Here is a 13,020-nt window from a genome sequence, read left to right on the forward strand (position 1 = left end):
CGACCCCACGCCCGGCGACCCCTCCGCCGCATCCCGCATGTCCGAGCCCGCACCCGGCGACGCGGTCGGCGATGTGGTCGCCGCACCTGCCGCGGCGCCCGGCCGCGGCGCGGTCGTGGCCGCGCGCCGTCGCCACCAGGCCGAGAACGTCTGCTCGGTGAACGTGACCATCTCCCGGCGCGGGTCCATCCCACCGAGCTTGAGCACGCTCCGGGCGAGCGGACGCACACCGAGCACCCGGTTGGTGAGGCGGGCCAGCGCCGGGACCGCGGTGACCAGGCGGGTCCACCGCGGCAGCTGACCAAGGAGGTAATGGTTGATCGGGCGCACCTTGCCCGAGTACGCACGGTGGAGCACCTCGGACTTGTACCTGGCCATGTCCGTACCGGTCGGGCAGTCCGCGCTGCACGCCTTACAGCTCAGGCACAGATCGAGGGACTCCAGCACCTCCGGAGAGTTCCAGTCCGTCACGAGCGAACCGTTCGTGAGCTCCTGGAGCACACGGGCACGGCCCCGGGTGACGTCCTTCTCGTCCTTGGTGGCCTGATAGCTCGGACACATGAACCCGCCGGCGCCATGGTTGTCCGCCCGGCACTTACCCACCCCGGTGCACCGGTGCACCGCGGTGGTGAAATCACCGCCGTCCTCCGCGAACGCGAAGCCACGCGAACGCGCCGTCACCGCGCGGGCATACGGGCGACGCAGGTCGGCGTCCAACGGCGCCGGGGCCACCACGACACCGGGATTCAGCCCCCCGGCCGGATCGAAGAGGGCCTTGACCTGCCCGAACAGGGCCACCACCGCGGGCGGATACATCCGCCCCAACAGCTCCGACCGGGCCCGGCCATCACCGTGCTCACCGGAGAACGAGCCGCCATAGGCGGCCACGAGATCCGCGGACGCCTCCAGGAACGCCCGCGAGGGACCCACCCCGGCGGGAGTCTCCAACGGCAGGTCGAGACGCACATGCACGCAGCCGTCACCGAAGTGCCCGTACAGCAGACCGTCGACGCCCCGGTCCGCCATCAAGGCGGTGAAGTCGCGCAGGTAGTCCCCCAACCGCTCCGGCGGCACGGCGGCGTCCTCCCAGCCCGGCCACGCCGGCGCACCGTCCGGGGTACGCCCACCCAACCCGGCACCGTCGGCCCGGATGCGCCACAGCGCCGCCGCCTGCGCACCCGCGGGAACGACCGCGACCGCAGAGGTACCGGCATCGGCAGCCAACGCACGCGCCCGGACCAGGACGTCAGCGCCGCTCTCCCCCGGCCCGGCACCGACCTCGACCAGGAGCCACCCAGCCCCGGCAGGCAACTCCGGCACCGCCGCAGACCCCCGGTGGCGGCGCACCACATCCACCAGGCGGGCGTCGATGCCCTCGACGGCCAACGGCTCGTGCGCCAGCAGGGCAGGCACAGCGTCCGCGGCCGCGGGCATGTCCGGGTAACCCAGCGCCACGACCACCGGGGCCGTGGGCACCGGGACCAGGTCGAGCGTGGCCCCCAAGACGCTCACGAGCGTGCCCTCCGAACCCACCAGCATCTTGGCCAGGGCCGTGCCGTGCTCGGGGAGCAGATGCTCAAGGGAGTACCCAGAGACCTGCCGCTTGAAGCGCCCCAGAGCCGTGCGGACCACGGCAAGGTTCCCGCGCACCAACTCCTCCAAACCCGGGACGACGGCGAGCGCACCCACCCCGGCACCGGCAGTGAACCGGCGCCCGGTACCATCCACGACATCGAGATCGGCGACATTGTCGGCCGTGCGCCCGTACGCCACAGCATGCGGACCACAAGCATTGTTACCGATCATGCCCCCCAGGGTGGCCCGGTTCTGCGTGGACGGATCCGGCCCGAACCGCAGCCCGTACGGTGCGGCCGCAGCCTGCAGATCAGACATGACCACACCAGGCTGGACCACCGCGCTGCGGCCGACCGGATCCAGCGAGACGATCCGGTTCATGTACCGCGAGAAGTCCAGCACGACACCAGTACCGATCGCGTTACCCGCCACGGACGTACCGGCCCCACGGGCAGTGACCGGGACACCCAGGCGACGGGCGACATCCAACGCGGCAAGGGCGTCATCCACGTCACGCGGGGCCACCACCACCCGAGGCGGGACACGATAGTTCGACGCATCCGTGGAATACTCCGCCCGACGACGCAGCGAATCGTCCACCTCACCATCCACCACCACGCGCAAGGCAGCGACGACGTCATACTCGGTGACCGTGCTCAGGTCAGCATCTGTCAAGATATGTCCCTTTCTCTCCGCGAAGTGCGGCAGTTGCTACGGCGTCGGCCGATCGGTGTCGAATGCTCGTCCGCTGATCAGGCTCGGACGACTCATCCGCCGATCAGCCTGGGAGCCGTTGTCAGGTCGCGGTCATGACCTTGCTCGCGATGAGGCGGGCGATCGGGATCGCCGACGTTGCGGCCGGTGATGGTGCGTTGCAGACATGCAGTTGCCGCTCGGTCGACCGGAGAAGGAAGTCCTCCACCGAAGTGCCGTCGCGTCTGAGGGCTTGTGCCCGGATGCCTGCTGGATAGGGCAGGAGGTCTTCCATCGTGAGCGACGGACAGTACTTGCGAACGAGCTCGAGGTACCCGCGGGGAAAGATCGAGCTGCGCATCTCGTCCGCACCGGTTCTGAGGTTGTCCTTCGCGAAGCGCCAGAGCCCCGAGAAGGTGAGGAAGCGTGCCACGTCACGCGGGGTGAACGAGCCGTGCGGGTAGCGTTCCCGCGAGAAGCCGAGCACCGCGTTCGGGCCGACCGTGATGCGACCGTCGATGGTCGGGCTCAGGTGGACGCCGAGGAACGGAAGATCTGGATCCGGTACGGGATAGATGAGCCGCTGGACGAGTCCCGACCGGTCGTGGGGCAACTGGTAGTACTCCCCGCGGAACGGGATGATCTGGAAGTCGATGTCGAGTCCGCCCATCGTCGCGACGCGGTCGGCCTGGAGGCCGGCGCAGGCGACGAGCCGGTGAGCCCGGTATTCGCCGGTGTCCGAGCTGACGACCACCACGCCTGAGGGGCCTGTGATCTCGCGAATACCGCGTACCTGTGCACGGGTGATGACGTGTCCGCCGAGCTGGACGACCTCGTGGGCCATCGCTCGCGCGATGGCGCGGAAGTCGACCACCCCAGTCTGCGGGGACAGTATGGCCGCCAGCCCCTGCACGTTCGGCTCCATCTCGGCCAGCCGGGCGCCGTCGACCCTCACCAGCTCGATGCCGTTCTGTGCGGCGCGTGCAGCCAGGACGGCCATGCGCTCGACCTCGACCGGATCGGTCGCGACGACCAGCTTGCCGATCGTGCGGTACGGAATGCCGTGCTCGTCGCAGAACTCCTTGGTCGCCCGCTCCCCCTCACGACAAAGCCGCGCCTTGAGCGAGCCGGGCGCGTAGTACAGACCGGCGTGGATGACGCCCGAGTTGTGACCGGTCTGGGCGGTGGCGACGTCGTCCTCCTTCTCGAGCACAAGCACCGACGAACCTGGCCGACGCCGCAACACCTCCCGGGCGGTCGCGAGACCGACGATGCCGCCACCGATGACGACAAGGTCGTCCATGTGTCGGCGACCCCCACCTCGATCCTCGCCGTGGCGAGCGTAGATACAACTCGACCGTTCCATCCTCACACCTTCCTCGTCCACGAACCACGGCGTCCCGCCGTGCCGGCCGTTGCTGGGGTTGCCGCCGGGTCAGCGACTCCCCTTCGTGCGCCGAGTACGCACCCGCTCAGGCATCGGCAGCCTCGCGCACCTCCTCTAGGCGGGGGAGGGAGTCGATGGCACCGTCGCGGGTGGTCGTCGCGGCGGCGACCCGGCTCGCCCACCTGGCGGCCGACGTGAGGTCCTGGCCCGCGAGGAGCCCGTCGACGAGGCCGGCGCAGAAACTGTCACCCGCGGCGGTGGTGTCCACCGCCGTCACCTCCTGGGCCGGCACGGTCACCGGCTCCCCGTGTTGCGGCATCACGAGGCACCCGTCGCCGCCGAGCGTCACCACCACGTCCCCAGGGAAGCGGAGCACGTGGACCATCGCGATGACGTCCTCGATCCGCTCAGGGGCCTCGGCAGCGTGTGCGAGCACGGCCAGCTCGAAGCGGTTGGGCACGAGCAGGTCGAACCGGTCGCGGATCTCGCTTGGCACCGCGACGGCCGGGGCGGGGTTGAGCACCTTCAGCCCGCGCGCCTCCCGGGTCACCGCCGCAAGCGCACCGAGCGGCGTCTCGCACTGGCACAGCACGGCGCGCGCGTCGCGGAACGTCGCGGCATGCGCCCGCACGAAGGCCTCGTCCACCGCGGCGTTCGCACCAGCCTCGATGACAATGGTCGACTCGGGCTGCTCCCACAGGATCGTCGCGGTGCCGGTGCCCACCAGGTTCCCGCCGAGCTCGGCCAGGACGGCGACACCGCGCACGTCCACGCCCTCGGCGGCGAGCCGCTCACGGAGCTGGTGTCCGGCCGGGTCCTGTCCGACGGCGCCAACCATGGCGACCGCGAGCCCCAGGCGCGCAGCCGCCACGGCCTGGTTGGCGCCCTTGCCGCCTGGCGAACGCATGGCGCCGACGGCGCTGACCGTCTCTCCGCTGCGCGGGATCCGGTTGACGGTGAGCCTGATGTCCTGGTTCAGGCTACCGACGACGACGAGGTCGGTCATTCAGGCCCCCTGGGCGACGCTCACGCGGGCGTCGGTCTCCACCGATGCGCCGCCGGCGAGCCAGGTCACGGCCTGGGCGAAGAGCCGCTGGTAGCCGGGCCAAGCCATGAACTCCTCGGGTGCCCAGTGTGGGGAGATGTCGGAGGCGTAGGCCAACGTGCGGCCAGTGCCCTCGGCACGGACGGCGAGCAGGGGTCGACCCTCGACGGTGGCGAGCACCTCGGCGTCGGCCTTGGCGGTGAGCTTCTGGTAGCCGAGCAGGGCTGGCCAACGGGCGTCGAGGCCCGCGGTGATCTCGTGGGCGACGTCGGTGACCTCGCCCTCGACGCCTTCCGGGGTCTCGACCCGGTCGTCGTAGGGCAGGATCGTCACGGGCAGGACGGCCTCGATCGGGGTGTCGTGGTAGTTCGCCTTGGCCTGGAAGCCCTGGAAGCTCAGGTAGCCGCCGGCCATCATGAGGCCGCCCCCGCGGCGCACCCACTCGGCGAGGACCTTGAGGCGGTTCGGGAAACGCTGGCCCTGGTTGAACACCACGGGGGGTAGCAACAGGGAGTTCGCACCGATGTCGGAAAGGATGACGACGTCGTAGGCGTCGAGCTTCTCCACCGTCTCCGGGAAGTCCGTGGCGACCAGGTGCGAAGGAAGGTGCGTGACCTCGTGCCCGGCGCCCGCCAGCGCCGCGACCAGGCGCTCGCAGCCCACCTCGAGTTGGGCGTGGGGGAAGGCGTCGTAACCCTTGTAGTCGGTGGCGGCGTTGATCCACGTCTCGCCGGCCAGCAGGACCGTGCTCATGGGTTGCTCCTCGGTGTGTTCGGGTGGTTCTCGGCAGGGGAGCCGAGCAGGGGGTGGTTCGGGAAGGTGCGATGCGTGCGCCGGACGATGTCAGCGGGGCGGTGCGCCGTCCAGGCGCCGTGGTGCGTCCCCGCTGCGCAACTCGGCCGGGAGGAGTTCCTCCGGGAAGCCTTGGAAGCTAATCGGCCGCAGCCAACGGCGGATGGCGGTGGCGCCCACGCTGGTGTGCGTAGACGTCGATGCCGGGTAGCTGCCACCGTGGTGGGTCGCCCACCCGACGGCGAGTCCCGTGGTGGGGGCACCCCAGACCAGGCGTCCGACGAGGGGGGTCAGGCCGGCGACGAGGGCCGCGACGGCGTCGGCCTCGTCGGGCTCGGCGTGCACTCCCGCGACGAGTGCGGCCTTCAGGGAGGCAATGACCTCCACGACCTCGGCCACATCCCGGTAGCGCAGCACGAGGGAGACGGGCCCGAACACCTCCTCAAGCCCGGCGCCGGAAGCGGCCGAGGCGCTCGTCTCCACCAGCAGCGGCCACACCGCTGCGTCCTGGCCGGGCAGCGCACCGGCACGGACGACGGCCCCCGGCAGACCAGCCAAGGCCAGCGTGCCCTCGCCGAACTGCCCGCGCACCGCGTCGTTGAGCAGTGTCACGGCGTCGGCGGTGTCGACGGCCGCCGCGATCACGTCCAGGACGGCGTCACCCTCGGGACCGGTCGGTAGCAGTATGAGGCCGGGCTGGGTGCACATCTGGCCACCGCGCCGGGTCATGGAGTCCGCGAGCAGGTCGCCGACCTGCTGGGCGCGCCGGCCTGCAGCACCGGTGGTCACGACGACGGGATTGAGGCTGCCTAGTTCGCCGTAGAACGGGATGGGGTCCGCCCGGTTGACGCACAGGTCGTGCAACGCCCGCCCGCCGCGCACCGAGCCGGTGAAACCGACCGCGCGGACCGCCGGCGCGGTCACGAGGAGTGCGCCGGCCTCGAAGCCGCGCACGAGCGACACGACCGCCTCGGGCAAACCCAACCGGCGCAGCGCCGTGCGCAGGGCGTCCAGGACGGCGCGGCAGGTGAGCGGGTGGGAGGGGTGCTCCTTGACGACGACGGCGCACCCAGCGGCCAGCGCGGACGCCGTGTCCCCGCCAGCCACCCCGTAGGCGAACGGGAAGTTGCTGGACCCGAAGACGGCCGCGACACCGAGCGGGAGAAGCATGCGGTGCTGGGTCTCCGGTCCGCGGTCGGTGTCCGTGGCCAGCTCGAGGTAGGCGCCGTCACGGAGCACGTCGGCGAAGAACCGGAGCTGGCCGGTGGTGCGGCCAACCTCAGCCCGGAGCATGTCGGCACCGAGGTGGGTCTCCGCGTCGGCGAGGTCAACCAGTGGCTCAGACGCGGCGTCCAGCTCCTCGGCCATGGCCTCGAGCATGCGGGCTCGCTCATCCCGGGAGGTCGCCGCGAGGACGCCGGTGGCTGTGCGGGCAGCCGCGACGACCTCCGCGACGGTGGTGGCGTCATCATCGGGGAGCGTGGCATGAGCGTGCACAGTCATCGGTGTTCGCTTTCGGTGACGGGTGGGTGGATGGGGTGACGTGGTTCGAGTAGTGACGGGTGAGCGCCGACTAGCCCAGCGACCGCAGGCGCTCGTGCGCGGAGGTGGCCGGGTCGAGACCAGGCACGAGGTCCTTCACGATCCCGACGGCGACCGTGTAGGCGGGGTTGACGAGGTTACCCACGCGCGTCTCGCAGGCCTGCGAGACGAGCTGGTAGGCGTCAGGAACCGGAAGTCCGGAGATGGCAGCGACCCACCGGGTCAGGGCGTGCACGGCCACCCGTGCGGCGTCCTCGAGGGGGCGGCCCCACCCGACGGCAATGAGCTGGGAGTCAGTCTCGATGCGCGGCGCAGCACCGAGCCCGTCATCGGGCAACACCTCGGTCACGAGCCGGGTCCGCACTGCTGCCTCGACGGCGGTGCCGGCGAACTCGCCGTCGCCCTGGGTAAGGTGGCCGTCGCCGACGTGCAGCAACGCCCCCGGCTCGTTGACCCGCAGGTACAGGGTGGCGCCCGGTCCGAGTACGGGCAGGTCGAGGTTGCCGCCGAAGGCACCGGGCACCACGGAGGTGCGGATCTCGCCGTGGGCGGGGGCGACGCCGACGGTGCCGAGGAAAGGCCGCAGTGGCACCCTCAGTTCCGGACCGGCGGGGGTGGGCGAGGTGAGCGTGCCGGTGGCCTCGTCGACGGTCCAGATCCACACGCGCTCGTCGATCGCGCGCTGGATGTTCGGCGAGGCCGCGGTGCCCGACAGCGCCCCGAAATCCGGGGAGAGCGTAGAGACGCCCCATTCCCGCAGCGGCGAGACGTCGAGGAGGTGCACGGCGAGGATGTCGCCGGGCTCGGCGCCGGTGACCGCGATGGGGCCGGTGAGCGGGTTGACGTACGGGAACGGGGCGACCTCGCGGGGCCGGCCGTCCACCGAGTCCAGGCGCCCGGAGAAGGCGTCCTCGCACTCCACCTCGATCACGGTGCGGGGTGCGATAGTGACGCGCGCAGGGGCGGCGCCGAGATGGAACAGCGCGTGCTGTGGGTCGTAGCCGAGCACGCTCATGCGTTCGCCCGCTCGCTCAGCAGCGCAGCGGCGGTCGCGAGGAACAACTCCGGCTCATCGCGATGGACGCTGTGACCCGCCTGGGGAGCGATGACGAGGCGTTCCTCCCCGACCTCCCTGCGCAGCCGCTCGACGTCGGCGGGCGGGACGAACCGGCTCTCACCGGGCAGGACCCACATGGTGGGCGTGAGCGCTGCGACGCAGGCGGCGTCGTCGCGCAGGTCCCAAGGGGCATTGCCGGCGAAGGCGGCACGGGCACCGTCCCAGTTGACCTGCTCCAGGGAGAGCACCTTCCAGGCGGCGTCGAGCCGACTCCAGCCGGGGTTGGCGGCGAGGACGCCGTCCACCGAGCGCGGGATGCCGGATTCGTCGGTTGTGAGCATCGCGGTGGGCACCGCGGCGTCGGGCTGGTAGGAGACCGGGTCCTCCAGCAGTAGGCCGCCGGGGGTGAACAGCCCGTCAAGCACGCCCCGCTGGGCGAGGTAGCCGCCGAAGGAGTGCCCGACGAGCAGGGCGGGGTCGCTGGGCACGGACTCCTGCAGATCGCGCAGCAGCGTTTCGTAGTCGAAGGGCCCCTCTGCCGGAGAATCGCCGTGACCGCGGAGCTCAGGGGCGTGCACATGCAGGCCCAGGCTGGCCAGAGCCGGGCCCATGTGCACCCAGGCGCCGGCGTTGGCGGTGATGCCGTGCAGCACCACGCAGGTGGGCTCGCCCTCGGTGCCCCAGGTCCGCACGTTGAGCCTCATCGCGCACCTACCTGTCCGGCCAGGGCCGCGGCCCGGTCCGCGGCCACGCCGACGCCGGCGAGGCTCGCCAGGAACGCGGCGCGCACCCGATCGGTGTCCAGGGCGAGGACGACGTCGACGTTCGCCGGCTCGGGTGACTTCCCGGCGAGGTCAACGACGGTGCGGCCGTAGGTGAGGCGGCCCTGGGTCTCCACGTCAACGCGGGCGCGCATCGTGGTGGCCAGGGTGGGGTCGGCGGCCAGCAACACCGCGGTGGGGTCGTGCAGGGGGGCGTGCTCTCGGGCGAGCGGACCGGGTCCGGAGCGGTGGGTGCCCACCAGGGACGAGAGCAGCTCGTGGGCGAACGCGGCGGGCGGGGTGGCGCGTGTCGCCACGTCGGAAAGGAGCGCGGGGGTGATCCCGATCTCGCCGGTGGCGTCCACCGGGACCATGGTCAGCGGCAGGCCCGCGCCATAGACGACGGCGGCGGCCTCGGGGTCGCACAGGATGTTGAACTCCGCGGCGGCAGACTTGTTGCCCAGCCCCCACGCGCCGCCGAGGGTGATGACGTGGCCGATGTTTGCCGCCAGGCCGGGGTGGCGGCGAAGGCCGAGGGCAAGGTTGGTCAGCGGTCCGGTCAGCACGAGAGTGGCGCCCGGGTGGGCGGCGAAGGTCTCCGCGAGCACGTCGACGGCGTGGCGCGGGTCGAGTTCGACAGCGGGCAAGTCGTCCCGGTGACGGTCCAGTCCGGTCTCGTGGTCGAGGATGCCGGCGAGGATCTGCTCGCGCACAAGAGGCCGGGTGCTGCCCGCAGCGACGGGCACGTCGAGCCCGGCGACGGCCACGGCGATGGCGGCGTTGTGAGCCGTCTCCTCCGCCACCAGGTGCCCAGCCACCGTGGTCACGGCGAGCAACTCGATGCCCGGGTGCCCGGCCGCCGTAAGGATGGCGAGGGCGTCGTCGTTCGCTGGGTCGCAGTCGAGGACGATCTTCGTGGTCATGCGTTCACCGTCTCTAGGGTCGTCGGGGTGGTCGTGATGGTGCGGCGCCGCCGCTTGAACAGCCTGGAGCGGCCGATCACGAGCGCCAGGATGGCGGCGATGTAGGGCAGAGCCAGCACGAGCTGCGCCGGCAGGTCGATGGCCTGCAGCCGGTCCCCCGCCGCGCCGGCGGCGCCGAAGAACAAGGAGGCACCAGCCGAGCCGAGCGGCGTCGCTCCCCCGAAGAGCATCGCTGCCAGGCCGAGGAAGCCGCGCCCGCCGGTCATGTCCGGCAGGAAGAAGTGGAGCGTGGCCATGGACAGCTGCGCACCTGCCAGGCCACCGAAGACGCCGCTGAGCAGCATGGAGACCATACGGGTGCGCCAGATGCTGATGCCCGCCGCGGTCGCGGCGGCCTCGTCCTCGCCGACGGCGCGCAGCGCGTAGCCGTAGCGGGTGTGGTGCAGCAGCAGCACGGAGAACGGCACGAGCAGGACGGTGGCGTAGACGATGATGCTCTGCCCGTTAAGGGCAGGCCCGAGGACGGGGATCGCGCCGAGCCAGTCCTCCTGGATCACCCACAGGTCTGGGAAGCTCTCGGGGCGCAGGCCGCCGGGGCTGGTGTAGACCCGCTCGAGGAGGAACACCGTGACGCCGGCCGCCAGGAGGTTCAGGCCGAGCCCGGCCACCAGCACGTTGGCGTGCAGCCGGAAGGTCACCACGCCCATGACAAGGGCGCCGAGCAGGCCGGCGGTGACGGCTGCGAGGATGGCCAGACCGATCGAGCCGGTCACCTGACCGACGGCGATGGCGGCGAAGGCGCCGATGAGCATCATGCCGTCGACTCCGACATTGAGGACGTTGCCGCGCATGGTGAACATCGCGGCGAGCGCAGCGAGCAGGATCGGGGTGGTCTGGACGACCGTGGCGAAGAGGAAGTCGTTCATCGGGCCACCTCCGTGCGGCGACGGCGACGTCGTCGGATCTCGACGGTCATGATCAGGACGAGGACGCCGGTGAGGAGGTCGACCAGGGACCGGGGGACGCTGGTCTCGATCTGCATGAGGGCGGAGCCGTTGATCATCATGGCGTAGAACAGGGCGGCGAAGATGACGCCGACCGGGTGTGTGCGGGCCAGCAGTGCGACGGTCAGGCCGATCAGCCCCAGTTCGGGCGAGAAGTTCTGCTCGAACCGGTGGCCGGTGCCGAGCACGTAGAGGGCACCGGCGAGGCCCGCGAGGCCACCGGAGAGCATCATGCCGAGGATGACGTTCCGCTTGGCGTTGACCCCGACGGTCTCGGCGAAGCGCAGGTTCGTACCGGCGGCACGCAGATCCGCACCCCAGACGGTGCGGAACAGCAGGATCCAGGCTGCCGGGACGAGGATGACGGCGATGAGGAACCCGATGCTGACGTTGGGCAGGCCGGGGATCGAGCCCAGGAAGGACTGCTCGGGGAGCATCTTGCTGGTCGCGCCGTAGGCCTCGGGATCGCGCATCGGGCCGGCCACGAGGTAGCCGGTCAGCAGCATCGCGATGAAGTTCATCATCAAGGTGATGACCACCTCGTCGATGCCCATGGCGACCTTGAGCACGCCGGGCACCCAGCCCCAGATCGCGCCGGCCAGGACGGCAGTGGCCACGCAGGCCAGGATGAGCAGCGGGCCGGGCAGGGTGGGCAGGGTGAGGCCGACGGCGGCGGCGCTGATCGCGCCGACGTAGAGCTGGCCCTCACCGCCGACGTTGAACACGCCGCCACGGAAGGCGAAGACGATGCCCAGACCGATCAGCAGGATCGGTGTCGTCCGGTTGAGCAGATTGCCCACGGCCTGCGGGCTGGTGAAGTTGCCGAGCAGGAGCTCCTGGTAGGCCGCCACGGGGCGGTCCGAGACGGCCACGACGATGACGAAGCCGATGAGGAGGGTCAGCAGGACGGCCAACAGGGGTTGGCGCATCGCGAGGGCGATCCCCTTGAGGCGGGTGGTGGTCATGCGGCTGCCTCCGTCGCGCCGGTGTTCATGAGCAGGCCGATGTGCTGCTCGGTCGCCTCTCGGGCGTCGAGCACGTCGACCAGGGCGCCCTCGAACATCACCCCGATGCGGTCCGAGAGGGCGAAGACCTCGGTCAGCTCGGAGGAGATGAGCAGCACCGCGCACCCGCGGGCGGCGGCGGCGAGGATCTGGTGATGGACAAACTCGCTGGCGCCGATGTCCACTCCGCGGGTGGGCTGCGCCACGACGAGCACCAGGGGCCGGCCGGCGAGCTCACGGGCGATAACGACCTTCTGCATGTTGCCGCCGGAGAGGTCGCCGACCGGGGTGGTCGGCCGGGCACCGCGGATGTCGAACTCGTCGATGCATTCCTGGGCCCAGCCGTTAAGGTCCCCGGCGGAGACCAGTGCGCCACGGACGAGGCCGCACTTGTGGTAGTTGGAGATGGCCAGGTTCTCGGCCACCGACATCACCTTGCTGAGGCCGCGGTCGAGCCGGTCCTCCGGGATGTGCCCGATGCCGGCAGTGCGTAGCTGGGCCGCGGTCCGGGCGGTGACGTCCGTCCCGGTCAGGGAGAAGGTGCCGGTGCTCGCGCGACGCAGCCCCGTGAGCACCTCCGCCAGCTCGGTCTGACCATTACCCTCCACGCCGGCGATGCCGAGGATCTCGCCCGGGCGCAGGTCGAAGGAGACCCGGTCCAGCGCGTTACGGCCCTCGGTGTTGACGTACGTTAGGTCCCGGACGGTGAGCACCGGCGCGGCGCCTGTGTCCGTGGTGGCATCCTCGGTGCGCTTCTCGGTGAGGAAGACCGAGCGGCCCACCATCTCCTGGGCGATGTCCTCGGTGGTGACAGCGGCGGTGGGGTGGGTGCCGACGCTCAGTCCGCGACGGATCACGGTGACCCGGTCGGAGAGCGCCTTGACCTCGCGCAACTTGTGGGTAATGAAGAGGATCGTGCGGCCCCGGTCGCGGAGGTTACCGACGATCTCGATGAGGTCGTCGACCTCTGGTGGGGTGAGCACCGCCGTCGGCTCGTCGAGGATGAGCACCTCAGCGTCGAAGGCAAGGGCCTTGACGATCTCGGCGCGCTGGCGCTGACCGACCGTGAGGTCGCCGACCCGGGCCCGGGGGTCCAGGTGGAAGCCGTAGCGGGCAATGAGTTCTTCGGCAGCCCGTAGCATCGCCGTTTTGTCCGTGAGGACGCCCCACCGCCGCGGCTGCCGACCGAGGTAGATGTTCTCGGCCACGGTCATGGAGGGCACCAGCGTGAAGTGCT

At 70.9% G+C, this 13,020-nt stretch carries 11 protein-coding genes; all 11 read right to left on the minus strand.

The genetic code is table 11. The features are described 5' to 3' along the window. Window positions 1–2,250, minus strand: a 2,250-nt coding sequence (locus ACYC1Z_RS10955; protein ID WP_461409561.1) for an FAD-binding and (Fe-S)-binding domain-containing protein, incomplete at its 3' end; no start/stop codon positions are given. Between the two features lie 121 nt (window positions 2,251–2,371). Further along, window positions 2,372–3,571, minus strand: a complete 1,200-nt coding sequence (gene lhgO, locus ACYC1Z_RS10960) for an L-2-hydroxyglutarate oxidase (RefSeq protein WP_461409562.1) — start codon at window positions 3,569–3,571, stop codon at window positions 2,372–2,374. A 169-nt stretch (window positions 3,572–3,740) separates the two neighbouring features. Continuing rightward, complete coding sequence (locus ACYC1Z_RS10965; RefSeq protein WP_461409563.1) at window positions 3,741–4,661, minus strand: ribokinase; 921 nt, start codon at window positions 4,659–4,661, stop codon at window positions 3,741–3,743. Continuing rightward, a complete protein-coding gene (locus ACYC1Z_RS10970; RefSeq protein WP_461409564.1) occupies window positions 4,662–5,453 on the minus strand; it encodes a glutamine amidotransferase in 792 nt (263 codons plus the stop codon). A 90-nt stretch (window positions 5,454–5,543) separates the two neighbouring features. Next, window positions 5,544–7,118, minus strand: a complete 1,575-nt coding sequence (locus tag ACYC1Z_RS10975; RefSeq protein WP_461409571.1) for an aldehyde dehydrogenase family protein — start codon at window positions 7,116–7,118, stop codon at window positions 5,544–5,546. Next, the gene (locus ACYC1Z_RS10980; protein WP_461409565.1) at window positions 7,066–8,049 is read right to left on the minus strand and encodes an acetamidase/formamidase family protein; all 984 of its coding nucleotides are present in this window, start codon (window positions 8,047–8,049) and stop codon (window positions 7,066–7,068) included. The genes ACYC1Z_RS10975 and ACYC1Z_RS10980 overlap by 53 nt, the downstream gene beginning before the upstream one ends. Next, window positions 8,046–8,795: an alpha/beta fold hydrolase gene (locus tag ACYC1Z_RS10985; RefSeq protein ID WP_461409566.1), complete on the minus strand. Its 750-nt coding sequence runs from the start codon at window positions 8,793–8,795 to the stop codon at window positions 8,046–8,048. Before ACYC1Z_RS10985 ends, ACYC1Z_RS10980 begins: the two co-directional genes overlap by 4 nt. Beyond that, window positions 8,792–9,775: a nucleoside hydrolase gene (locus ACYC1Z_RS10990; RefSeq protein WP_461409567.1), complete on the minus strand. Its 984-nt coding sequence runs from the start codon at window positions 9,773–9,775 to the stop codon at window positions 8,792–8,794. Before ACYC1Z_RS10990 ends, ACYC1Z_RS10985 begins: the two co-directional genes overlap by 4 nt. Next, window positions 9,772–10,701 carry an ABC transporter permease gene (locus ACYC1Z_RS10995; RefSeq protein WP_461409568.1) on the minus strand — a complete coding sequence of 310 codons (930 nt, stop codon included), beginning with the start codon at window positions 10,699–10,701 and terminating at the stop codon, window positions 9,772–9,774. The genes ACYC1Z_RS10990 and ACYC1Z_RS10995 overlap by 4 nt, the downstream gene beginning before the upstream one ends. Then, window positions 10,698–11,744, minus strand: a complete 1,047-nt coding sequence (locus tag ACYC1Z_RS11000; protein ID WP_461409569.1) for an ABC transporter permease — start codon at window positions 11,742–11,744, stop codon at window positions 10,698–10,700. The genes ACYC1Z_RS10995 and ACYC1Z_RS11000 overlap by 4 nt, the downstream gene beginning before the upstream one ends. Next, the coding region (locus ACYC1Z_RS11005) for an ABC transporter ATP-binding protein (RefSeq protein ID WP_461409570.1) at window positions 11,741–13,020 on the minus strand (1,280 nt) is incomplete at its 5' end. The genes ACYC1Z_RS11000 and ACYC1Z_RS11005, both read right to left, overlap by 4 nt.

It is taken from the genome of Georgenia sp., assembly GCF_054605595.1.

Bases quoted from the DNA above. Each gene is read 5' to 3' on its own strand.
- lhgO (WP_461409562.1), bottom strand. From the start codon at position 3,571: ATGGACGACCTTGTCGTCATCGGTGGCGGCATCGTCGGTCTCGCGACC.
- ACYC1Z_RS10965 (WP_461409563.1), bottom strand. From the start codon at position 4,661: ATGACCGACCTCGTCGTCGTCGGTAGCCTGAACCAGGACATCAGGCTC.
- ACYC1Z_RS10970 (WP_461409564.1), bottom strand. From the start codon at position 5,453: ATGAGCACGGTCCTGCTGGCCGGCGAGACGTGGATCAACGCCGCCACC.
- ACYC1Z_RS10980 (WP_461409565.1), bottom strand. From the start codon at position 8,049: ATGAGCGTGCTCGGCTACGACCCACAGCACGCGCTGTTCCATCTCGGC.
- ACYC1Z_RS10985 (WP_461409566.1), bottom strand. From the start codon at position 8,795: ATGAGGCTCAACGTGCGGACCTGGGGCACCGAGGGCGAGCCCACCTGC.
- ACYC1Z_RS10990 (WP_461409567.1), bottom strand. From the start codon at position 9,775: ATGACCACGAAGATCGTCCTCGACTGCGACCCAGCGAACGACGACGCC.
- ACYC1Z_RS10995 (WP_461409568.1), bottom strand. From the start codon at position 10,701: ATGAACGACTTCCTCTTCGCCACGGTCGTCCAGACCACCCCGATCCTG.
- ACYC1Z_RS11000 (WP_461409569.1), bottom strand. From the start codon at position 11,744: ATGACCACCACCCGCCTCAAGGGGATCGCCCTCGCGATGCGCCAACCC.